19 protein-coding genes are annotated in these 21,199 nt (G+C 64.4%); 9 read left to right on the forward strand and 10 right to left on the reverse strand.

What is annotated here, in order from left to right:
* The first annotated feature begins 29 nt into the window (after positions 1 to 29).
* From rsmG to BDOA9_RS06125, 3 genes are all read left to right on the forward strand, one after another.
* Positions 30 to 707 carry a 16S rRNA (guanine(527)-N(7))-methyltransferase RsmG gene (gene rsmG, locus BDOA9_RS06115; protein WP_192859646.1) on the forward strand — a complete coding sequence of 226 codons (678 nt, stop codon included), beginning with the start codon at positions 30 to 32 and terminating at the stop codon, positions 705 to 707.
* 28 nt (positions 708 to 735) lie between these two features.
* Complete coding sequence (locus BDOA9_RS06120) at positions 736 to 1,602, forward strand: ParA family protein (protein ID WP_025033064.1); 867 nt, start codon at positions 736 to 738, stop codon at positions 1,600 to 1,602.
* 159 nt (positions 1,603 to 1,761) lie between these two features.
* Positions 1,762 to 2,649: a ParB/RepB/Spo0J family partition protein gene (locus BDOA9_RS06125; protein WP_025033065.1), complete on the forward strand. Its 888-nt coding sequence runs from the start codon at positions 1,762 to 1,764 to the stop codon at positions 2,647 to 2,649.
* Positions 2,650 to 2,764: 115 nt separating this feature from the next.
* On the opposite strand, the gene holA is transcribed toward BDOA9_RS06125, so the two are convergent.
* The 3 genes from holA to leuS all read right to left on the reverse strand — a co-directional run bounded on the left by holA (position 2,765) and on the right by leuS (position 7,073).
* Positions 2,765 to 3,793 carry a DNA polymerase III subunit delta gene (gene holA / locus BDOA9_RS06130; protein WP_025033066.1) on the reverse strand — a complete coding sequence of 343 codons (1,029 nt, stop codon included), beginning with the start codon at positions 3,791 to 3,793 and terminating at the stop codon, positions 2,765 to 2,767.
* A gap of 105 nt (positions 3,794 to 3,898) precedes the next feature.
* Positions 3,899 to 4,450, reverse strand: coding sequence for an LPS assembly lipoprotein LptE (gene lptE / locus BDOA9_RS06135; protein ID WP_025033067.1), 552 nt, complete (start codon positions 4,448 to 4,450; stop codon positions 3,899 to 3,901).
* The gene (leuS, locus tag BDOA9_RS06140) at positions 4,437 to 7,073 is read right to left on the reverse strand and encodes a leucine--tRNA ligase (protein ID WP_025033068.1); all 2,637 of its coding nucleotides are present in this window, start codon (positions 7,071 to 7,073) and stop codon (positions 4,437 to 4,439) included. Before leuS ends, lptE begins: the two co-directional genes overlap by 14 nt.
* A 190-nt stretch (positions 7,074 to 7,263) precedes the next feature.
* Here leuS and BDOA9_RS06145 point away from each other — a divergent pair, with 190 nt between their 5' ends.
* On the forward strand, positions 7,264 to 8,310 hold the full coding sequence (locus tag BDOA9_RS06145; RefSeq protein WP_192859543.1) for a GGDEF domain-containing protein: 1,047 nt from the start codon (positions 7,264 to 7,266) through the stop codon (positions 8,308 to 8,310).
* On the opposite strand, the gene BDOA9_RS06150 is transcribed toward BDOA9_RS06145, so the two are convergent.
* Positions 8,307 to 10,010: a diguanylate cyclase domain-containing protein gene (locus BDOA9_RS06150; RefSeq protein WP_025033070.1), complete on the reverse strand. Its 1,704-nt coding sequence runs from the start codon at positions 10,008 to 10,010 to the stop codon at positions 8,307 to 8,309. The two genes, BDOA9_RS06145 and BDOA9_RS06150, sit on opposite strands and share 4 nt — an antisense overlap.
* Positions 10,011 to 10,119: 109 nt before the next feature.
* Between BDOA9_RS06150 and BDOA9_RS06155 the strand changes: the two genes are divergently transcribed.
* Complete coding sequence (locus tag BDOA9_RS06155) at positions 10,120 to 10,809, forward strand: YggS family pyridoxal phosphate-dependent enzyme (protein ID WP_025033071.1); 690 nt, start codon at positions 10,120 to 10,122, stop codon at positions 10,807 to 10,809.
* A 162-nt stretch (positions 10,810 to 10,971) separates the two neighbouring features.
* Here the strand turns inward: BDOA9_RS06155 and BDOA9_RS06160 are convergent, their stop codons facing one another.
* Together BDOA9_RS06160 and BDOA9_RS06165 are read right to left on the reverse strand one after the other, a co-directional pair.
* Positions 10,972 to 11,757, reverse strand: coding sequence for a 2-keto-4-pentenoate hydratase (locus BDOA9_RS06160; RefSeq protein ID WP_025033072.1), 786 nt, complete (start codon positions 11,755 to 11,757; stop codon positions 10,972 to 10,974).
* A 5-nt stretch (positions 11,758 to 11,762) separates the two neighbouring features.
* Complete coding sequence (locus BDOA9_RS06165; RefSeq protein WP_025033073.1) at positions 11,763 to 12,332, reverse strand: L,D-transpeptidase family protein; 570 nt, start codon at positions 12,330 to 12,332, stop codon at positions 11,763 to 11,765.
* Positions 12,333 to 12,533: 201 nt separating this feature from the next.
* On the opposite strand from BDOA9_RS06165, the gene BDOA9_RS06170 reads away from it, so the two are divergent.
* Together BDOA9_RS06170 and BDOA9_RS06175 are read left to right on the forward strand one after the other, a co-directional pair.
* Positions 12,534 to 13,220 (forward strand): response regulator transcription factor, encoded by a 687-nt coding sequence (locus BDOA9_RS06170; RefSeq protein WP_008142830.1) that lies wholly within the window; start codon positions 12,534 to 12,536, stop codon positions 13,218 to 13,220.
* A 58-nt stretch (positions 13,221 to 13,278) separates the two neighbouring features.
* Positions 13,279 to 13,722 (forward strand): Crp/Fnr family transcriptional regulator, encoded by a 444-nt coding sequence (locus BDOA9_RS06175; protein WP_025033074.1) that lies wholly within the window; start codon positions 13,279 to 13,281, stop codon positions 13,720 to 13,722.
* Between the two features lie 6 nt (positions 13,723 to 13,728).
* Here the strand turns inward: BDOA9_RS06175 and xth are convergent, their stop codons facing one another.
* The 4 genes from xth to BDOA9_RS06195 form a co-directional block, all read right to left on the reverse strand.
* Positions 13,729 to 14,544, reverse strand: coding sequence for an exodeoxyribonuclease III (gene xth / locus BDOA9_RS06180; RefSeq protein ID WP_025033075.1), 816 nt, complete (start codon positions 14,542 to 14,544; stop codon positions 13,729 to 13,731).
* 133 nt (positions 14,545 to 14,677) lie between these two features.
* Positions 14,678 to 15,436 carry an outer membrane lipoprotein carrier protein LolA gene (locus BDOA9_RS06185; protein WP_025033076.1) on the reverse strand — a complete coding sequence of 253 codons (759 nt, stop codon included), beginning with the start codon at positions 15,434 to 15,436 and terminating at the stop codon, positions 14,678 to 14,680.
* Between the two features lie 151 nt (positions 15,437 to 15,587).
* The gene (locus BDOA9_RS06190; protein ID WP_025033077.1) at positions 15,588 to 18,068 is read right to left on the reverse strand and encodes a DNA translocase FtsK; all 2,481 of its coding nucleotides are present in this window, start codon (positions 18,066 to 18,068) and stop codon (positions 15,588 to 15,590) included.
* A 10-nt stretch (positions 18,069 to 18,078) separates the two neighbouring features.
* Complete coding sequence (locus tag BDOA9_RS06195) at positions 18,079 to 19,293, reverse strand: aminotransferase class I/II-fold pyridoxal phosphate-dependent enzyme (protein ID WP_025033078.1); 1,215 nt, start codon at positions 19,291 to 19,293, stop codon at positions 18,079 to 18,081.
* 780 nt (positions 19,294 to 20,073) lie between these two features.
* On the opposite strand from BDOA9_RS06195, the gene BDOA9_RS37705 reads away from it, so the two are divergent.
* The gene (locus BDOA9_RS37705; RefSeq protein WP_152033152.1) at positions 20,074 to 20,256 is read left to right on the forward strand and encodes a hypothetical protein; all 183 of its coding nucleotides are present in this window, start codon (positions 20,074 to 20,076) and stop codon (positions 20,254 to 20,256) included.
* Between the two features lie 184 nt (positions 20,257 to 20,440).
* Positions 20,441 to 21,169, forward strand: a complete 729-nt coding sequence (locus BDOA9_RS06200; RefSeq protein WP_025033079.1) for a DUF3800 domain-containing protein — start codon at positions 20,441 to 20,443, stop codon at positions 21,167 to 21,169.
* The last annotated feature ends 30 nt before the right edge of the window (positions 21,170 to 21,199 follow it).

A 21,199-nucleotide genomic window follows, 5' to 3' on the forward strand; every position in this document is an offset into this window, starting at 1 on the left:
GCCGGCGAACTGAACCTGGAGCGGCCAGCATGAGGATCAGCAAGGCCGCGGCCAACGACAAGGCGCTCGATTCCATCATCGCCGCCGACAAGACCGCCGCGCTCAAGCTTGCGCCCGTTTCACGTGAAACCGAGGCGCGGCTTGATCGCTACATCGCGCTGCTCCGGGAGTGGCAGGCCAAGACCAATCTCATCGCGCCATCGACAATGCCGCAGCTCTGGACCCGGCACATCGCCGATTCGATCCAGCTGGTCGATCTGGCGCCGGCTGCGAAACGCTGGGCCGATCTTGGTAGCGGTGGCGGATTTCCCGGCGTCGTGCTCGCCTGCGCCATGGCCGGCACCCCCGGCGCGAGCGTCCATCTCGTCGAACGAATCGCCAAGAAGGCCGCCTTTTTGCGCGAAGCGATCCGCGTCACCACATCTCCGGGAGTCGTACATCTCGCTGAGATCGGGGATAATGTGGATAGAATCACCGGCCCTGTCGATTGCGTCACCGCGCGTGCGCTAGCTCCGCTACATCAACTCATCGGCTTTGCGGAGCCGCTGATGCGCCAGGGCGCAAAGGCGCTATTTCTCAAGGGTCAAGATGTAGAGGCTGAATTGACCGAAGCCGCTAAATATTGGAATATTCAGCCGCAGCTCCACCAAAGCCGAACGGGCGACGGTTGGATCGTGGAGCTCAATGCCGCCGAACGGCGCAGCTGAGGCGTTGAGGGGTGAGTGGGGAATTGCGATGAGCGTGATTGACGAACCACAGCAAGAGCAGACGGCCCAAAAGACCGACGAGGTGCCCCATGGCCATCCGCGCATCCTTGCGCTGGCGAATCAAAAGGGCGGCGTGGGCAAAACAACCACAGCGATCAACCTCGGCACGGCGCTCGCTGCGATCGGCGAGCGCGTCCTGATCGTCGATCTCGATCCCCAGGGCAACGCCTCGACCGGCCTCGGCATCGATCGCCGCAACCGCTCCTGCTCGACCTATGACGTGCTGATCGGCGAAGCCGCCTTGCGAGAGGCGGTGGTCTCGACCGCGGTGCCGCGGCTGCACATCGCGCCCTCGACCATGGATCTCTCCGGCCTCGAGCTCGAGCTCGGCACCACGCCCGGCCGCGCCTTCAAGCTGCGCGACGCGATCGGTGCGCTCAACAACAACGTCTCGCCGGATGCCGACTACACCTATGTGCTGATCGACTGCCCGCCCTCGCTCAACCTGCTCACGGTCAACGCGATGGCCGCCTCCGATGCGATCCTGGTGCCGCTGCAATGCGAGTTCTTCGCGCTCGAAGGTCTGTCGCAGCTCTTGCAGACGGTCGAGCAGGTGCGCTCGACGCTCAATCCAAACCTGTCGATCCACGGCATCGTCCTGACGATGTTCGACTCGCGCAACAACCTGTCGAACCAGGTCGTCGCCGACGTCCGCCAGTTCATGGGCGAGAAGGTCTACAAGACCATGATCCCGCGCAACGTGCGCATCTCGGAAGCGCCGTCCTATGGCAAGCCGGTGCTGGTCTACGATCTCAAATGCGTCGGCAGCGAAGCCTATTTGCGGCTCGCCACCGAAGTGATCCAGCGCGAGCGCGAGCTGCGCACGACGCATTGAGGTTGCCGTAGGGTGGGTTAGCCGAAGGCGTAACCCATCACTGTCTGCCTCCACGGAAACAAAAGAGGTGGGTTACGCTGCGCTAACCCACCCTACGATTCTACGAGTTTCGATAATTCAGTTCTGGAGTGCTGCACCGTGAATCCAAGGGAGCTGGCGATGGCCGACGAAGCGCGTTCGCGACTGGGCCGGGGTCTTGCAAGTCTGATCGGTGACGTCGGCGGCGAGGCCCAGCATGTCGATCGTCCGCGCGCGCAGCGCAAGGTGCCGATCGAATTCATCAAGGCCAATCCGCGCAATCCGCGCCGCACGTTTTCGGACGCCGAGCTGAAGGAGCTCTCCGACTCCATCAAGCAGCATGGCGTGATCCAGCCGATCGTGGTGCGTCCGGTGAAGGGCGCGCAGGATCGCTACGAGATCATCGCCGGCGAACGCCGCTGGCGCGCCTCGCAGATGGCCGGCCTGCACGAGGTGCCGATCGTGCCCGTCGATATCAGCGACAGCGATGCGCTGGAGTTCGCGATCGTCGAGAACGTGCAGCGCGAGGACCTCAACCCGATGGAAGAGGCGCAGGGCTATCACGCGCTCGCCAACGAGTTCAAGCGCAGCCAGGAGGACATCGCCAAGGTCGTCGGCAAGAGCCGCAGCCACGTCGCCAACATGATGCGGCTGACCAAGCTGCCGGCGGAGGTGCAGGCCTTCATCGCCACCGGCGAGCTGACCGCAGGTCATGCCCGCGCGCTGATCGGCGTGCCCGATCCGCTCGCAGCGGCCAAGCGCATCGTCGAGGAAGGTCTCAACGTCCGCCAGGCCGAGGCGCTCGCGCACGAAGAGGGCGTGCCGGAGCGCAAGCCGCAGAAGGCGCGCGCCAGCGGGGGCAAGGAAAAGGATCCGGATACGATCGATCTCGAAAAGCGCGTCAGCGACGCGCTCGGCCTCAGGGTCACCGTCAACCATCGCGATCCCGGCGGCTCCGTGCAGATCAACTACCGCAACCTCGATCAGCTCGACGAGGTGATGAAGCGTCTGGCCAAGGGCGTGCTGTAGCCGCGCCGGCTCTCTAATCCGTCATTGCGAGCGCAGCGAAGCAATCCAGAATCTTTCCGCGGAGAGACTCTGGATTGCTTCGTCGCGCTCGCAATGACGTGGAGAGAGCGGAGGCCTATCCCCGCCGCTTCGCATTCGCGGCGATCGCCATCAGCGCGCGCTGGGCGATGGCGGCGGCGAGGGTGGATTGCTTGCGCGTGTCGAGCGCGGCGGTCGCGAGCTGCTCGATCACAGCGGCGAGCCGCGCCGGGCTGAAATTGCGCAGCGCGGTTTCGACCGCAGGCTTTCGCGAAAAATGCAGGCGCGGATAGCCGCCCTCGAGCACGGCGGAGGCGGGGGTGCCGTCGGCAATCGCCAGGGCGGATTTGTGCAGCCACGCCGCCTGGCGCTGTGCGGCCGAGATGATCACGCCGGGATAGGTCCCCGCGATCATCGCTTTTGCAAACTCGGTCTCGACGATGTCCGGCCGTCCGGCGAAGGCGCCATCGACGATCGGATCCAGCTTCAGCTCCGAGGCATCGGCGACCACGGCCATGACGTCGTCCAGCGTGACCTCGCCCTTGCCGTGGGCGTAGAGCGTCAGCTTGCGCAGCTCGTTGCGCGAGGCCTGGCGGTCGCCGCCGAGGAACGACATCAGCGCCGCGCGGGCATCCTGCGCGATCCGCAAATTCGCGATGCGCAGCTCGTCGTCCATCAGCTTGGCAAGATCGCGCTCGGTGTCGGGATAGCAGCCGATCGCGACCGCCGTCTTGGCCTTCTCGCAGGTCTTGCGCAGCGGCGATTCCGGGCGGAGCTCGCCGGCCTCGATGACGATGCGGCAATCCCTCACGTTCATCTCGGCCAGGGTCTCGATGCCGCTGGCAAAGCTGCGCGAGCCGGCGCGAACGCGGATGGCGCGGCGGCCGCCGAACAGCGGCACGGTCATGGCTTCGTCGACGAGGCGCGACGGCTCGGCGGAGAGCTCGTCGCCGTCGAGCTTGACCAGGGAGAACGGGTCGTTCGGATCGTCGACGGCGGAGGCGATCAGCGCGTCGGCGCGCTCGCGCACGAGGCCCGCGTCAGGACCGTAGAGCAGGATGATCGGACGGCCCGCATCGGGGCGGGCGAGGAAGGCGTCGATCTCTTTTCCACGCAGTGCGACCATCGGGCCCAATTGTCATTTCCGGGACGCGCGAAGCGCGAAATCCCGATCAACAATCTCTGGATTCCGGGCTCGCCCTTCGGGCGCCCCGGAATGACGGAAATGAAACTAGGTGCCCGCGGTGAAGAACGAGGCAAGCCGGGTCGTGATGTTCTCGGCGATCTCGTTGGCGGCGCGATCCTCGGCGTCGCGCACGGCGCGGGTGCGCGAGAAGCGCTGATAGGAGCCCGGCATGTCATAGGACACGCGCGAGAACGTCGAGCCGGTCATCACGGACCGGCCGGTCGCGACCTCGATCAGATTGTACTGGGCGTCGATGCCGAGATTTTCGCTGGTCGGCAGTCCCGTCGTGGAGCTGACGATCAGGGAGGAGCGGCTGGTGGTGAAGCGGATGTCGAGCCGGTGGGTCGGCGGCATGCCCGTAGCCGTGCCGTAAAGCTTGAAAGCCAGCGCGTTGCGGATCTCGACGCCGACACGGGCCTCGCGGGAGGCATTGGCCTTGCTGATCGGGGGCAGCTCGACCCCCATCAGCTTCTCGCGCAGGCCGGGGGTGCCGTCGGTGCGCTCGGCATACATCGGCTGGAAGCAGCCGGCCGTCAGCGCCGCCAGCGCGGCGACTGCCAGCAAGCGGGCTGCGATACGGATCCTAGCCGACAACATTCACGATCCTCTTGGGGACGATGATCACCTTGCGGACGGGCTTGCCGTCCAGGGCCAGCTTTACCGCATCGAGCGCCAAAACGGCAGCCTCGATTTCCGGATTTTGGGCCGCTGTTGCAACTGTGACCTCACCCCGCTTCTTGCCGTTGACCTGGACCACCAGGGTCACGCTGTCTTCAACCAGCAGATCGCGTTCGATTTGCGGCCAATCGGCCTCCGAAACCAACCCGGACTGACCCAGAACCTGCCAGCACTCCTCGGCCAGATGCGGCATCATCGGCGAGAACAGCTGGACCAGGATCTGGCTGGCCTCCTGGATCGCCCAAGCCAAATCGGGAGCGAGATCCGGGGCGGGCTGGCCGGGCCGCTGAAGCACCTCCGAGAACGCATTGGTGAATTCGCGGATATGGGCGAGGCAAACGTTGAAGTGCAGCCGCTCGATGCCTGATGTGACCTTGTCCAGTGCGCCGTGGGCGGCCTTGCGCAAAGCGGTGGCGTCCGGGCCGAAGCTGGCCGGCCGCGCCGCCGGCGCAGCCTTGCCGACCTCGACGGCATCGTTCACCAGCCGCCACAGCCGCTGTACGAAGCGCGAGGCGCCCTGGACGCGCTCGTCGCTCCAGATCACGTCGCGGTCGGGCGGGGAGTCCGACAGCATGAACCAGCGGGCGACGTCGGCGCCATAGGTCTCGATGATGTCGTCGGGGTCGACCGTGTTCTTCTTCGACTTCGACATCTTCTCGATCGGGCCGATCGCGATGTCTTCGCCCGTCGTCAGCAGCGTGGCACGCCGTCCGTTGCCGCCGACCTCGACCTTCACCTCGGCCGGCTGCACATAGGTGCCGTCGGCCTTCTGGTAGGTCTCGTGCACCACCATGCCTTGCGTGAACATGCCGGCGAACGGCTCGTCCAGCGCGAGGTGCCCCGTCGCCTTCATGGCGCGGGTGAAGAATCGGCTGTAGAGCAGATGCAGGATCGCGTGCTCGACGCCGCCGATATACTGGTCGACCGGCAGCATCCGGTTGGCGACATCAGGCGTCGTCGGCGACGCCTCGTTCCAGGGATCGGTGAAGCGCGCAAAGTACCAGGACGAGTCCACGAAGGTGTCCATGGTATCGGTTTCGCGCTGCGCCTTGCCGCCGCATTGCGGGCAGGTGACGTGCTTCCATGTCGGATGATGATCGAGCGCGTTGCCCGGTCTGTCGAAGGTCGCATCGTCGGGCAGCTTCACCGGCAGGTCGGCATCCGGCACCGGCACCACGTCGCACTTCGGACAGTGAATGATGGGAATCGGGCAGCCCCAATAGCGCTGGCGCGAAATGCCCCAGTCGCGCAGGCGGAAATTGACCTGGCGCTCGCCGACCGGCGCGTTGCCGCGCAGCTCCATCTCGAGCCGCTTCGCCACCTCTTCCTTGGCCTGCTCGATGGTCATGCCGTCGAGGAAGCGCGAATTGATCATGCGGCCGTCACCGTCATAGGCGGTGTCGGTGATGACGAAGCTCTTCGGGTCCTGGCCTTCCGGGCATACGACGGGCGTGTTGCCGAGATTGTACTTGTTGACGAAGTCGAGGTCGCGCTGGTCGTGTGCGGGGCAGCCGAAGATGGCGCCGGTGCCGTATTCCATCAGCACGAAATTGGCGACATAGACCGGCAGCTTCCATGAGGGATCGAACGGGTGCACCGCGCGGATGCCGGTGTCGAAACCCTGCTTTTCCGCGGTGTCGATGATCTCCTGCGCAGTGCCGATCTTTTTGATCTCGGCGATGAACTCGGCAAGCTTCGGGTTCTTCGCCGCTGCCGCTTGCGCCAGCGGATGATCCGCCGAGATCGCCATGAACTTGGCGCCGAACAGCGTGTCCGGGCGCGTCGTGAAGATCTTCAATTCGCTCTCGCCCGCCGGCGTCGTCGCCGCATCCAGCGCGAAGCGGATCAAGAGACCTTCCGAGCGGCCGATCCAGTTGCGCTGCATCAGCCGCACCTTGTCGGGCCAGCGGTCCAGCCCGTCGAGCGCCGACAGCAGCTCCTGCGAGTACTTCGTGATCTTGAAGACCCACTGGTTCATCTCGCGCTGCTCGACCACGGCGCCGGAACGCCAGCCGCGGCCGTCGATCACCTGCTCGTTGGCGAGCACGGTCATGTCGACGGGGTCCCAGTTGACCCTGCGCTTCTCGCGCTCGGCGAGGCCGGCGCGGAGGAAGTCCAGGAACATCTTCTGCTGGTGCTTGTAATAGGAGGGATCGCAGGTCGCGATCTCCCTCGACCAATCCAGCGACAGCCCGATCGAGCGGAGCTGCTTCTTCATCGCGGCGATGTTGTCGTAGGTCCAGGCCTTCGGCGCCACCTTGCGCTCGATCGCGGCGTTCTCGGCCGGCAGCCCAAAGGCGTCCCAGCCCATCGGATGCAGCACGTTGAACCCCTTGGCGCGCATGAAGCGGGCCAGCACGTCGCCGAGCGTGTAATTCCGGACATGGCCGATATGGATGCGCCCGGACGGGTAGGGGAACATCTCGAGCACATAGTATTTCGGCCGCGGATCGTCGTTCTTGGAGACGAAGATCGCCTGCTCGTCCCAGAGGCGTTGCCATCGCGGTTCGGCGTCGCGGGCGTTGTAGCGTTCGGAGGTCATGGAATCGTTGGGTTTTTCGTGGGTTCGGCCGTCAAGACGGCGGACTAGGCCATAGAAGACCTCGGGGGGTCAATGGGTTGCCGCGTTTTGGAACTTTGAGGTCGCCTCCGCATAACTACGAGGGCCTGCGTTGGGGTGGGATTAAGGGGTCAATGCCAATTTGCGGCCGGGCAAGGCCGCGTTACCGCAAATGAATTCCAGCTTCGACGATCCCGATTACGACTATGCCGCGTCCGTCGCCGGGCGGGCGATGCGGAGCATGGCCGAACAGCGGATTGCGCCGGCCCCCGCGAATTTTGCCGTCTGGTACCAATATTTCGCGGGCAGCCACGACGATCTACGTAACGCGATTGATCTCCTGATCGACCACAATCGTCCGTTCGATGCCCGAACCAATCAGGCTCTGTTCGAGACCTACGTCGCGCCCCAGGTGAGTGCGGTCGTGGTCGACACGTCCGAGCGGCTGCAGGCGCTCATGGGGACGGCGAAGGAGTTTCTGGCGACTGCGATTGCCGACAATCATTCGCAGATGCAGGTCATCAGCCAGGTGGCCGACCAGGGCAAGGCCGGTGTCGATCCAAAGCTGCTGGTCGCCCAGCTCATGAACGAGCTGGCGCGGGCAGCCACGCGGGCGACGCGGCTGGAGGCAGGCTTTGCTGAAAAGACCCGCGAGCTCGACGTGATCCGCGATTCGCTGTCGCGATCCGAGCAGCGCGCCCGGACCGACACGCTGACCGGCCTTGCAAACCGGCGAGCACTCGACGAATTCCTGCGCAAGGCGCAAACCACTGCGGAATGGGGTGAGCCGCTCAGCGTGCTGATGCTCGACATCGACCACTTCAAGTCCTTCAACGACAATTTCGGCCACGGGGTCGGCGACCAGGTGTTACGGTTGATGGCGAAAGTGTTGCGCGAGAAGGTTCGCGCGCAGGACCTGCCGGCCCGCTATGGCGGCGAGGAGCTGATCGCGGTGCTGCCGGATGCCGACCTTGCCACCGCCGCCGACATCGCCGAGCGGATCAGGCGTGCAATCGCCGACGCAAGGATCACCCGCCGCTCGACCGGCGAGACCCTACCCGGCATCAGCGTGTCAATCGGCGTGGCGCAATATCGGCAGGGTGAAGCGGTCACCGATCTCATCGAGCGCTCCGACCGCGCGCTCTATCTCGCCAAGGGCGGTGGCCGCAATCGCGTGGTGACGGAGATCGAGCTCGATCGCGCGGGAGCTGCGGGCTAGGCGCTCGCCGCCATCATCATCTCCGCCGTGCCGGTCTCGATCGCCTGCACGCGGTGCTCGACGACGTTGTTGCGGCCGCGGTGCTTGGCGGCGTAGAGCGCGGCGTCGGCGGCTTCGATCAGGTCGCCCGGGCGCAGGGTCTCGTTCGGCTTGGTCGCAGCGACGCCGATCGAGACGGTGACGATCATGTGGTGCGAGGTGATGTGCGGCAGGCAGAGCCTCAGCACCGCCGAACGCACCTGCTCGCCGATCTCGACGGCGCGCGTCACGTCGGTGTTCGGTAGCAGCAGGCAGAACTCCTCGCCGCCGTAGCGGGCCGCGAAGCCCATCGTGTCGGCGGCGATGCCGGACAAGGATTCGCCGAGCCGCGTCAGGCAGGAATCGCCTTCGAGATGGCCGTAGGTGTCGTTGAACAGCTTGAAATGGTCGACGTCGATCATCAGAAGCGCGAGCTCGCTGCCATATTGCTGCGCGCGCATCCATTCGAAATCCAGCCGGCTCTGGAAGCCGCGGCGATTGGCGAGACCGGACAGCATGTCGATCGAAGCCATCACCGTGAGGCGATCGTTGCTTGCGATCAGCTCGCGCTCGCGCTGGCTCAGCTGCGCGGCCATCGCGTTGAACGCGCGGGCGAGCGGCACGAACTCGGCGGGCAGGCGATTGCGCGCGGCGCGGGCCGAGAGGTCGCCTTCGCCGAGTCGCTTGGCCATGTCGGCGAGCATCTCGATCGGCTTGATCACGAGTTTTTCGGCGGCGATCAGCGCGCCGAGCAGGACGAACATGAGCACGAAGGCGAGCTGCAGATAGGCGGTGCGGATGTCGCGGCTGACCGCCGCGGATACCTTGTCCTCGTCGATGCTGGCGATCAGGCGGGCATTGGTGCCGGCGATGCGGATATAGCTGACCGCGCGGCGGGAGCCGTCGGCGGCGAGGAAGGACAGCGCACCCTCATCCTGATCGGAGCGCAGCGCCTTGTCGGCGATCGCGGACATCAGCGGCATGTTGTCGAGCGGACGGCCGACCGCGCTGTGCTGATCGGCCGGTGCCGCCAGCACGGTGCCCGCGCTGTCGACCAGCACCGCGGTGATACCGGCGCGGCCGCCCAGATTGTTCATGACCTTCGACATCCAGTCGAGATTGACGGTGGCGAGCACGACGGCATCGGCCACGCCGCTGAAGGCGGACACCGGATAGACCGCCATCACCGTCGGCGTGGGTACCGGCCGCGACATGATGAAGTCGCTCAGCACGAAGCGGCCGGTTTCTTGGGCCTGCTGGAAGTACGGCCGGTCACTGAGATCGAGGCCGACATACATGTAGTTCGTGGCGCATTGGATGCGGCCGTCCTGGCCGGCGATCAGAAGCGTGCGGATCCAGGGCAGGCTCGACGGCAGGCTCGCGCGCAGCACGTCGCAGCTCTTGCTGATGCCGCCGGCGGAGGCGCGGATGAAGGCCTCCGATTTCAGGATGGTCTCGACCGACGAGATCACCTGGCGCTGCGCATCGGCGCTGTGCCTTGCCACAATGGTGAATTCAGCCGCGGCCTGCGCGATTTGCCGCGCGCGCGTGTCTTCGAGGGAACGGATGCGCTCGACCATCAAGGGCGCCACGAGAATCACCGCGAGCAACGCGAGCCGCGCCCGGATTCCGAGAACCTGCTTGAGTTTCGCGCGCTTGCGATTGAGACTGACGCTTGCCATTTTCGCTACCCACCCCGCGGGCTAAGGTAAAGCGAAGGGTTCAAAAACTGTTTCTTGAACTCGGTAAAATTGGACCTAACTCGGGTTCGGGTCACAGCCAAGAGACGTCATGACAGAAGCCAACGACGCGCCGGTAACCGGCCATTCACCAAACGCGCTCGCCGCGGTCGAAGCCGAAATTGCACGCGCCTGCAGCGACGCGCGGCGTGACCGCGCCTCGGTCACGCTGATCGCGGTGTCCAAGACTTTCGCGGCGGATGCAATTATCCCGGTCATCGCCGCCGGACAGCGCGTATTTGGCGAGAATCGGGTGCAGGAGGCCAAAGGCAAGTGGCCGGCATTAACGTCTGCTTACCCCGGTATTGCGCTGCATCTGATCGGCCCGCTGCAATCCAACAAGGCAAAAGAGGCGGTCGCGCTGTTCGACGCCATCCATTCGGTCGACCGTCCGAGCATTTGCCAAGCGTTAGCCAAGGAAATCGAATCCCAAAACAAGCACCCGCAGCTGTTCGTCCAGATCAACACCGGCGAGGAGCCGCAGAAGGCCGGCGTTGCGCCTGGCGAGGCCGATGCCTTCCTTGCGAGCTGCCGCGACACTTATGGGCTGACGATCTCCGGATTGATGTGCATCCCGCCGGTCGACGAACCGCCCGCCGCGCACTTTGCGCTCACCGCCAAGATCGCCGCGCGCAATGGCCTGGCGAATCTCTCGATGGGCATGAGTGCCGATTTCCCCACCGCGATCATGCTGGGTGCCACCCATGTCCGCGTGGGCAGCGCGATCTTCGGGCACCGGTAGAAGCCGTCAGCGGAGAGCGTGCCTGGCAACCGCCATTGACGGCGCAAGGCGCACGATCGACGCTCACCCTTCGTGTCCCGGCTCTGCAGCGCATCGCTGAAGAAGCGCAGCGCTGCGTCCGGGGCACGAGCAACGAAGCGCTGCGCTCACAATGGAGCGTGGTTACGCGAACCGCACCGACACCTTCCCCAATGCGCCAAAGTCCGCCGCAAATTCGTCGTCCGCCTTGATCGGCAGCGGCGGATGACACGTGCCCGTCGTCACCACCTGCCCTGCCCGCAAGGTAATGCCGAGCTCCCGCAGCTCGTTCGCAAGCCAGGCGAGCGCAATGCGGGGATCGCCAAGCACGTTCTTGCCGCGGCCGATATAGCGCTCGCCGCGCAGCGTGATCTGCGGCCGTTCCTCGACGAGATCGATCGCGCGCCAGTCTGCCGAAGTTGCCGCGCCGAGCACGAACAGATGGGCGCAGGCATTGTCGGCGATGAGCTGCGCTTCGCCGGCGCTCGCGAAATCGACAAAGCGCGAGTCGGGAATCTCGATCGCGGGATGCAGGGTCTCGACGGCGGCGAGCACCTCGTCGACCGTGTACGACGTCGCTCGGGGCGGCAGATCGCGCCCCATCCGGAAGGCGAATTCCGGCTCGCCGACGCGCATCTCGTTGCCCTTCATCGGCGCGATGCCGCCATCGGCGATCACGGTGTCGCTCATGATGCGACCGGCCATGGGGCCCGCGACATTGATGTGTTTCTGCCCGGCCTCGCTCGTGGCCGCGATCTTCCACCCGAACAATGTCCCGCTCGATTGTCGTTCGAGCGCGGCCTGGATGGCGTAGCCGTCGGCGCGGCTCTTTGGCCGCGACCATGGGTCCAGTGCGTCAAGCTTGGTGCCGTCGCGCCAGTGCCTGGCCAGGACCTGGGAAGCGGCGGCGATCTGATCCGTGTCGAGCATGCCCCTCACCCGATGATGATTCGTGTTCGCGGGCCGAGGCGCCGCAGCAATTGCAGCATCGCGGATTTCGTCATGGAGACGCAGCCGGCGGTCGGGCCGAAATTGTCGCGGGCGAGGTGCAGGAACACCGCGCTGCCGCGGCCGGCGATGCGGGGTCGCGTGTTGTGGTCGATCTCGATGATGAAGTCGTAGAGATGGTCGGCCCGCTTGAGGCGGTCGCCGCCCTGCCCCTCACCTAGCCGGATGCTCTGGTTGTAACGGCGGTCCCGCGGATCCTCGCACCAGGCGTCCACGCCGGTGATCATCCGGGCCGGCAGAAACGTTCGGGGACGGCTGTGCCGGTCGCCCCGCCACCATAATTGCCTGGGCCGGAAGCTGCCTCTGGGGGTGCCGCCATCGCCCTCCCGCTTGTTGGCGAGAATGCCGCCCCGCCCCAGCGCAACCGGGATGGTCAGCGCTCCCATCGTCAGCCAGCCCCGCCGCGGGTTTCCGGCAGCAGGCTTAACGCGGATCGCCGAGACCGGCCCGGCGTTTCGATTCCTGGTGTAACCGACTGAACCTGCTTTGTTTTTCATGTGAACGTGCAATGTCGAATTCATTACAGGACATTCATCAAAACGGCCTGCTATTCTGGGTTAGAGTGCTTCTGGCTTGTGAATCGGTAACAGCCCACTACTTCAACACGAACAACAATAATAACGGCGACCCTAAACTTCCCTCGCGGCTGGGTGCGGCATGGATGCGCGCCAAGCCGGACCCTAAAAGGATGACCCCCCATGGCCAATGCCCGCAAGATCCTGATCGTGGATGACGATACCGATCTGCGCGATACGTTGGTGGAGCAATTATCGCTACACGAAGAATTCGAAGCTTCCGCTGTCGATACCGGCGCGAAGGGCGCCAGCGCCGCGAAGGCCAATTCCCCCGATCTGGTCCTGATGGATGTCGGCCTGCCCGATACCGACGGCCGCGAGGTCGTCCGCTCGCTGCGCAAGGGCGGCTTCAAGGCCCCGATCATCATGCTGACCGGGCACGACACCGATTCCGACACGATCCTGGGCCTGGAATCCGGCGCCAACGACTATGTGGCAAAGCCCTTCCGCTTCGCGGTGCTGCTGGCCCGCATCCGCGCCCAGCTCCGCCAGCACGAGGCCAGCGAGGACGCGGTGTTCTCGGTCGGGCCCTACTCCTTCCGCCCCGGCTCGAAGATGCTGACCGCGGCCAATGCCCGCAAGGTGCGCCTCACCGAGAAGGAAACCGCGATTCTCCGCTTCCTCTACCGGGCCGGCCAGATGCCGGTGTCGCGCGAGACCCTGCTCCAGGAGGTCTGGGGCTACAATTCCGGCGTCACCACCCACACGCTGGAAACCCACATCTATCGCCTCCGCCAGAAGATCGAGAAGGACGCCGCCAACCCGGAGATCCTGGTAACGGAAGCCGGTGGCTACAAGCTGGTGCCGTGATACGCTTCGATGGCGTGCGAATCGTTTTAGATCGCACGCCTTCGAGCCTCGGACCTGAATGTCAATCGACGATGATGTAGCGCTTCTCGAGCGTGTCCCGACATTGCGCCTGTTGGGAGACGCCTCGTTGCGCATGCTGGCGATCGGTTCCGAGCAGCGTGACTTCGTCCGCGGCGACGTGCTGTTCAATCTCGGCGACGACGCCGATGCCGGCTTCGTGGTCCAGCGCGGCGCCTTCCGGGTCGAGGACGGCGCCGGCGCCGAAATGATCGCCGGCCCCGGCGCGCTGATCGGCGAGCTCGCGCTGGTGGTGCCGATGAAGCGGCCCTCGAGTGCGGTCGCGCTGGAGCATTCCTCCGTCATCCGCGTCGCACGCAGCCTGTTCCAGCGCGTGCTCGAAAGCGACCCCGCCGCCGCCGTGCGCCTGCGCGATGAATTCGCGGTGCGCTCCAGCCAGATCGCCAGCGATATCCTGATGGCGGGTGCGAAGCTGACGTCGTAAGCGGGGCTAAACCTCCAGCGTCACCGTCACCGGCACATGGTCCGACGGCCGCTCCCAGCTGCGGGCATCGCGCAAAATCTTGAAATCGCTGACCGCGTCCTTCAGCGCGCGCGAGACCCAGATGTGGTCGAGCCTGCGGCCGCGATCGCCGACCGTCCAGTCGGCCGAGCGGTAGCTCCACCACGTATAGACCTTCTCCGACATCGGAATGCGGTCGCGCGCGACGTCGACCCATTCGCCGGCTTCGAGCGCCGCCTTCAGCTTCTCGGTTTCGACGGGCGTGTGCGAGACGACTTTCAGAAGCTGCTTGTGCGACCACACGTCATTCTCGTGCGGAGCGACGTTGAGATCGCCGACCAGGATGTGGCGATCCTCACCGCGCGGATGCAGCGGCTCGCACGCCTTCATCTCGTCGAGGAAACGGAGCTTGTGGTCGAACTTCTCGTTCACGAGGGGATCGGGAATGTCGCCGCCCGCGGGTACGTAGAAATTATGCAGCACCAGCGGTCTTGCGATGCCCGCTCTCTCGCCGAACGAGACCGAGATGTGGCGCGAATCCACCTTGTCGCAGAAGGTGCGGATGTCCTTCGATTCGAACGGAATCTTCGAAACGATGGCGACGCCGTGATAGCCCTTCTGCCCGTTCAGCGCGACGTGCTCGTAGCCGAGCCGCTTGAAGCGCTTCAGCGGAAAGGCATCGTCGATGCACTTGGTCTCCTGCAGGCACAGCACCTCCGGCCGCGCGCTCTTGAGAAACTTCGCGACCAGGTCGATGCGCAGCCGCACCGAATTGATGTTCCAGGTTGTCAGGGAAAGACGCATGGGAGCGGTCTAACAAACTCAATTCGTCATGGCCGGGCTTGACCCGGCCATCCACGTCTTTTTGTCCGACCACGAAACGTGGATGCCCGGGACAAGCCCGGGCATGACGGTCATCCGAGCGGCCACCAAAGTCTCAACCCGGCGACGGCGTGCCGTAATTGGTGAAATCGATCTTGAACATGTTGGGGTCGAGCTTCTTGCTCGAATCCAGATTGTACACCGCGATCGTGGTGTCGTAGCCCTGCGGGTCGGTGACGGTCCACTGCTTGAGCTGGCCGTCCTTCGCGCCGAACATCAGCAGGAGACGGCTGGTGCCGACCAGCGCCTGCTTCTCCTCGATGGTGACGCTGATGAAGACGTCGTCGGCGGAGACGCCAACGACATTGGTGTCCTTCATCAGGTCGATGCGATCGGACAGCAGGAAACGCAGTGGCGTCTGCGACAACGGATAGACGTCCTGGGTGGCGAGCTTGCGGTCGCGCACCACGAGCGACGATCCGTCGGCGACGATGTCGATCGGGCTCGGCGCGTCGTATTCGAAGCGCACCTTGCCGGGCTTCTGGATGTAGAAATCGCCCTGCGTCTTGCTGCCGTCGGGGCCGACCTGGACGAAATTGCCGACCAACGTCTGCAGCGACGACAGATAGGCGCTGACCTTGGCCGCCTGCGCCTTCTGGTTGGCATCGAATGTCTGGAAGATGCTGCTCGGCACGTTGCGCCGCGGATCCGGGATCACCGGATTGGGCGGCGCCTGCATCGCGCCGGTGACGGCCGGCCCGCCGGCGGACGCGCCGCCGTCACGCCCCTTCGGCGCCGGCTTCGGCACCGGCACGGTCTGGGCGAACGACGCAGTGGCCACCATCGCGGCGGTGACGAGAAGCACGCCGGCCACGCGCGCGCCTCGCGCGGCGATGGTGGCAGTGAATCGAATGTCCGGATGTCTGATCAACGCGTCGTCCTGTATGAGTGGGCGCCTTTTTAGCGTGATTTCGGGCAAAAGCAGATATCGAATTTGCGTGAAATGTTGTTCAGAGGCTCTTGCCTCACATATGGCTGTTCTCTTCCTCGACCAGAATCTCCCGCTTGCCGGCATGGTTGGCGGGACCGACGATGCCCTCCAGTTCCATGCGCTCCATCAGCGATGCGGCGCGGTTATAACCGATCTGCAGACGGCGCTGGATGTAGCTGGTCGAGGCCTTGCGGTCGCGCTTGACGACCGCAACCGCCTGCTGGAACAGATCGCCCCCGCCATCGCCGCCCATGCCGGTGGCGTCGAACACGGCACCGTCCTCGTCCTCGGTCGGCTCTTCGGCGGTGACGGCTTCGAGATATTCCGGCTGTCCCTGCGTCTTGAGGTGACGCACCACCTTCTCGACCTCCTCGTCGGAGGCGAAAGGTCCGTGCACGCGGCTGATGCGTCCGCCGCCCGCCATGTAGAGCATGTCGCCCTGGCCGAGCAGCTGCTCGGCGCCCATCTCGCCCAGAATGGTGCGGCTGTCGATCTTGGAGGTGACCTGGAAGGCGATGCGGGTCGGGAAGTTCGCCTTGATGGTGCCGGTGATGACGTCGACCGACGGACGCTGCGTCGCCAGGATCACGTGCAGGCCGGCGGCGCGCGCCATCTGCGCCAGACGCTGCACCGCGCCTTCGATGTCCTTGCCGGCGACCATCATCAGGTCGGCCATTTCGTCGACGATGATGACGATGTAGGGCAGCGGATCCAGCGAGAGCTTCTCTTCCTCGTAGATCGCCTTGCCGGTTTCCTTGTCGAAGCCGGTATGCACCGTGCGCGTCGGCTCCTCGCCCTTGGCCTTCAGTTCGAGCAGGCGCGTATTGTAGCCGTCGATGTTGCGCACACCGAGCTTGGCCATGTTCTTGTAGCGCTCCTCCATCTCGCGCACGGCCCATTTCAGCGCGACCACCGCCTTCTTCGGGTCGGTCACCACAGGCGTGAGCAGATGGGGAATGCCGTCATACACCGAGAGCTCGAGCATCTTCGGATCGACCATGATCAGGCGGCACTGGTCGGGGCGCAGCCGGTAGACCAGGCTGAGGATCATGGTGTTGATCGCGACCGACTTGCCCGAGCCGGTGGTACCCGCGATCAGCATATGCGGCGTGCGGGCGAGGTCGATGATGACGGGGTCGCCGCCGATGGTCTTGCCGAGGCAGAGCGGCAGCTTCGCGACCGTGTCGGTCGCTTCCTTCGCCACCAGCAGTTCGCGCAGGTAAACCTTTTCGCGATGCGCGTTCGGCAATTCGATGCCGATGGCGTTGCGGCCGGGCACGACCGCGACGCGCGCCGACAGCGCGCTCATCGAGCGGGCGATGTCGTCGGCAAGGCCGATCACGCGCGAGGACTTGATGCCGGGCGCCGGCTCCAGCTCGTACAGCGTGACCACGGGACCGGGATTGGCCTTCACGATCTCGCCGCGCACGCCGAAATCCTGCAGCACGCCTTCGAGCGAGCGGGAATTGCTCTCCAGCTCGGCCTTGCTGAGCGGCTGGCGATCGCCGGCCTTCGGCGCGGCCAGCATGGAGACGGAGGGAAGATCGAACTTGTCGGAGGACTTCTTGGAAGCGGCCTTCGGCGCAGCCTTCTTCTTCGGGGCGCGCGCTGCGGGCTCCTCCTCTTCCTCCTCCTCGTCTTCCAAGTCCTCTTCGTGCCCGTCCTCGTCGTCCTCGTCGCGAGACTGCGGCGAGATCGACGGCGCTGAGCGGCCGCTGCCGAGATTCGGCTCCTGACGGCTGAACGCGACCGCCTTGGTCTTCGGACCGCTCGAGACCAGCGAACGATAGGCAGCGCCAAGCAGCCAGATCAGCCGCGCCTTGGTGCTCATCAGCGCATGGAACAGCCAGCCCAGCGATACTGAGCCGCGATCGCTCTCCTCGTCTTCGTCGAGCGGCTTGTCGTCTTCCTCGATCTCGGCGAGTTCGTCGTCAGGCTCGCGAGCGCCGAGACCGCAGGCGATCAGGAAGGTCGCTGCCATCGCGGCGAACAGGATCGTGCCCAGCACGATGCGATAGATCGTGCCCGCCGGTCCGAAGATCACCGCGGGCGCGCGCACCAGGGCATCGCCGACCACGCCGCCGAGGCCGGTCGGCAGCGGCCAGGCCCCACCGTGCTGAAAGCAGCTGACGAAGCCCGCCGCGATCACCGTGCAGAGAATCCAGGAGCCGAGCCGCAGCGCCTCGCGATCGAACGGACGATGTGTCATCATGCGCCAGCCCCAGACCGCAACGGTCAGGACCAGCATGATCGCGCCGAGCCCCAGGATCTGCATCGCGAGATCGGCGCCGATCGCGCCGGCGTAGCCGAGGATGTTGCGGATCGGCCGCGAGGTCGCGTGGCTGAGGCTTGGATCCTGCACCGACCACGTCATCAGCGCCGCGGAGGCGACGCCCGCCAGCGCGATCAGGCCGAGGCCGGTGAGCTCGCGCATGCGCCGCGCCAGCCCCTCGCGGATCGAGGGCGGCAGATGGCCGACCAGAGGAATGACACGCTCGATTGCCGACATGCTCACGGCGCCCCGCCTAACCCAGAGTCTCGACCAGCCGGTGCAGCGCCTGCGCCGTGGTCTCGCCGTCCTGCACCAGCGCGAGGCGGATGTAGCCTGCGCCGGGATTGAATCCGTCAGGCTGCCGTCGCGCCAGGAAGCTGCCGGGCACCACGCGCACGCCGGCTTCCCTGAACAGCTTGAGCGTCACCGACACGTCGTCGCCGACCTCGGAGGTGTTGAGCCAGACGCAGAAGCCGCCATCGGGCCGGCGATAGCCGTAACGATTGCCGATGATCTGGTCGGCGAGGTCGAACTTGATCCGGTACAGCCGGCGATTCTCCTCGACATGCGCCTCGTCGCCGTAGGCGACCGTCGCGACATGCTGCAACGGCACCGGCACCTGGGGCGCGGCGATGTTGCGCAGCTCGAGGAACATGCCGATGAATTTCTTGTCGCCGGCGGCGAAGCCGACGCGCAGGCCAGGGAGGTTGGAGCGCTTCGACAGCGACTGGAACGCGACCACGCGCGTGAAGTCGGGGCCGGCGCATTCCAGCGCGCTGCCGGGAGCCTCGCGCGTGTAGATCTCGGAATAACATTCGTCGCTGAGGATCACGAAGCCATAGCGGTCGGCGAGCTGCTTCAGGCGCTCGAAATAGCCGGGCTTCGCGACCGAGCCCTGCGGATTGGCGGGTGAAGCCAGGTAGAACGCCACCGTGCGCGCCAGCGTCGCCTCATTGATGGCGTCGAGATCGGGCAGGAAGCCGTTCTCGACCGTGGTCGGCAGATGGACCGGCTCGCAAGCGGCCGCAAGAGCGCCCGCGCCATAGACCGGATAGAACGGGTTCGGCATCAGGATCGCAGGCTTGCCCGGACGCGGGCCGACATAGCGGGCGGCCGCGATCGCGGCGAGGAACAGCCCCTCGCGGCTGCCATTGAGGACGAGAATCTCGGTTTTGGGGTCGAGCGACCGCGGCAGCTTGAAGCGCGACGACAGCCAGGCGCCGGCGGCGTTGCGGAACGGCTCGGTGCCCTGGTTCATCGGGTAGCGGCCGAAATCGGCGATGTGCCTGGCCAGCACCGGGCCGACGAAGTCGGGCACGGGATGCTGGGGCTCGCCGACCGCAAGCGAAATCAAGGGCTTGCCCGGCTGATGCGGGGCCAGGAGCTCGTTCAACCGGACGAAGGGCGAGCGTTCGGAATCGGAGCCATTACCGCCCTGCGGCGCACGGGATGAAGCGGTCAGAGCCATTCGTTGGGCGCCAGTACTCTTGGAACGGCCGGTCGCTACCAAAGGCGCCGGCGGGAAGCGGTTCAGTTCACCATAGATAGGGCGAGGTTAAGACGCGATTAACCATCGGCCGCCGCCCCGTCCAGAGCGGGAATAATCGGGCCGGATAAACAACGGATGGCGGCGGGAGATCTCGTGGCCCGGCTTGTCGTGCCCCTTCACGGTCCTCGAGCTGCGTGTGGCGCAAACCTGATTTTCAAGTGATTGCAGGGCGTTAGGGGAGTACAACCTAATACACCCGACTGACAATTCACAATATTTAGTATTTGGTCCAGGAACTCGCACCAATTGTTGACGGGTGAAACCGAGGGTCTTAGCCTTCGAGTCGTTCGGCGCGAGTGAGTCCTAAGTCCCGTCGTCGTTCTAATCCCAAAAGGGTCCAAGCGGAGGGATTCCCGGCCAGCCTGTGGGCTAGCGGACGAATCGCGACGTATGCCGATCAGGGTTAATGAAGTTTTTAACCTTTGTAGGAGCAGTCTAAATAAACTTTTCCACCCTGGCCCTGATGCTGGGTCCGAGAAGAACAGGAGAACCTGATTTGGCCCGCAAGGGTCGCACGAGTTGATCTGGAAAAGAGAAGACCATCGGGGATTCCCGCCCCCGATGGCCCCTGTCCGATCCAGACTTGCATCCATATGGGCAGGTGCAAGACGGGGCGGCGCACAGAACTGTTGAGTCGAGTAGACTCCGCAGAGTCAACCCGGTCAAGCCCACTAATCCCGTAAGTGGGAAATTTGACCTATGAGTAAACAAACGTTGAGGCCCGGCGAAAAAATCCGGGATTCCGGCATCTACCGCGATAGTTCCTCGGGCGAACGGTCCACGCTCGTGCGTGGCAAAACCGCGCCTCCGACTGAACGGCCCGGCGGTAAATGGCTCGAAGTCGTCGATACGAATCCGAACGACAAGAGCAGTCGTCGCTAACGAGAGGGAAGCCCGGCGTATTCGCTGGGCTTTTCCTTTTTTGGAATCGCACCCTTCGATTCTCTTTGGATGGCTTTCACTTCTGCCAAAGCGCTCATCAAACCGCTCGTCGTTGTCGTCCGTCTCCAGAATGCGGGCGGCTTGTTTGAACTTCTACAACTGAGCCTTGCATTTGGGCGTTGCTATGCGTGTCCCTGCTAAGCCGGAAGAGATTGTCGAAGTCTACGCTGACGAGAGCAGCCAGAACAAACACCGCTACTTGGTTCTGGGCGCTATCACGATCAGCATGCTTGGCACCCCTGATTTGATTGAGGCTATCAAAAAGGCTCGTTTGCCGGAGTTACCTCAAGGCGAAGCGAAATGGGCGAAAGTCTCGAAAGCCAAGCTAGCCGCATACAAGCGGATGGTGGATGTGGTTTTTGACAATCAGGATAGGTGGCATTTTCACTCGCTTTTTGTCGATACGACGCAGCAGAACCACAAGAGGTTTAACGACGGCGACAGCGAGATCGGCTTCAACAAAGAACTTTACCAACTGGCAAACAAGGTCGGCCAGCTTTACTCAAAGGCTTACTTCCACATCTATCCTGACTACCGAGACACCAAGAGTTCGCCCGAGGAACTGCGTCAGATTTTGTGCCATGGCGCTCGAAAGCGTGGGGATACCAGAGATTGGCCAGTCCGGCGCTGCCAGTTTCGCGACTCAAAAAAGACGATCCCCCTTCAGGTTGCGGACATTCTGATTGGCGCGATCGCCTACCAACTTAACGGCCACAACAAGGCCCCCGACGCAAACCCCGCAAAGATGGAGCTAGCTCAATACATCATGACCCGCGCTGGCATTACCGACATAACTCGCGGCACGGCGAGGGTGGCCAAATTCTCGGTCTGGCCGCGCAAGTTACGAAAGTGAAGGGGTGGTCCCTAGCCTCTAGATCGAAAC

Origin of the sequence: Bradyrhizobium sp. DOA9, from assembly GCF_000617845.2 — a bacterium.
Taxonomy (GTDB): domain Bacteria; phylum Pseudomonadota; class Alphaproteobacteria; order Rhizobiales; family Xanthobacteraceae; genus Bradyrhizobium.

Excerpts from the sequence above, each read along its gene's own strand:
- rsmG (WP_192859646.1), top strand. The coding sequence starts at position 30 with ATGAGGATCAGCAAGGCCGCGGCCAACGACAAGGCGCTCGATTCCATC.
- BDOA9_RS06120 (WP_025033064.1), top strand. The coding sequence starts at position 736 with ATGAGCGTGATTGACGAACCACAGCAAGAGCAGACGGCCCAAAAGACC.
- BDOA9_RS06125 (WP_025033065.1), top strand. The coding sequence starts at position 1,762 with ATGGCCGACGAAGCGCGTTCGCGACTGGGCCGGGGTCTTGCAAGTCTG.
- holA (WP_025033066.1), bottom strand. The coding sequence starts at position 3,793 with ATGGTCGCACTGCGTGGAAAAGAGATCGACGCCTTCCTCGCCCGCCCC.
- lptE (WP_025033067.1), bottom strand. The coding sequence starts at position 4,450 with ATGTTGTCGGCTAGGATCCGTATCGCAGCCCGCTTGCTGGCAGTCGCC.
- leuS (WP_025033068.1), bottom strand. The coding sequence starts at position 7,073 with ATGACCTCCGAACGCTACAACGCCCGCGACGCCGAACCGCGATGGCAA.
- BDOA9_RS06145 (WP_192859543.1), top strand. The coding sequence starts at position 7,264 with ATGAATTCCAGCTTCGACGATCCCGATTACGACTATGCCGCGTCCGTC.
- BDOA9_RS06150 (WP_025033070.1), bottom strand. The coding sequence starts at position 10,010 with ATGGCAAGCGTCAGTCTCAATCGCAAGCGCGCGAAACTCAAGCAGGTT.
- BDOA9_RS06155 (WP_025033071.1), top strand. The coding sequence starts at position 10,120 with ATGACAGAAGCCAACGACGCGCCGGTAACCGGCCATTCACCAAACGCG.
- BDOA9_RS06160 (WP_025033072.1), bottom strand. The coding sequence starts at position 11,757 with ATGCTCGACACGGATCAGATCGCCGCCGCTTCCCAGGTCCTGGCCAGG.
- BDOA9_RS06165 (WP_025033073.1), bottom strand. The coding sequence starts at position 12,332 with ATGAAAAACAAAGCAGGTTCAGTCGGTTACACCAGGAATCGAAACGCC.
- BDOA9_RS06170 (WP_008142830.1), top strand. The coding sequence starts at position 12,534 with ATGGCCAATGCCCGCAAGATCCTGATCGTGGATGACGATACCGATCTG.
- BDOA9_RS06175 (WP_025033074.1), top strand. The coding sequence starts at position 13,279 with ATGTCAATCGACGATGATGTAGCGCTTCTCGAGCGTGTCCCGACATTG.
- xth (WP_025033075.1), bottom strand. The coding sequence starts at position 14,544 with ATGCGTCTTTCCCTGACAACCTGGAACATCAATTCGGTGCGGCTGCGC.
- BDOA9_RS06195 (WP_025033078.1), bottom strand. The coding sequence starts at position 19,293 with ATGGCTCTGACCGCTTCATCCCGTGCGCCGCAGGGCGGTAATGGCTCC.
- BDOA9_RS37705 (WP_152033152.1), top strand. The coding sequence starts at position 20,074 with ATGAGTAAACAAACGTTGAGGCCCGGCGAAAAAATCCGGGATTCCGGC.
- BDOA9_RS06200 (WP_025033079.1), top strand. The coding sequence starts at position 20,441 with ATGCGTGTCCCTGCTAAGCCGGAAGAGATTGTCGAAGTCTACGCTGAC.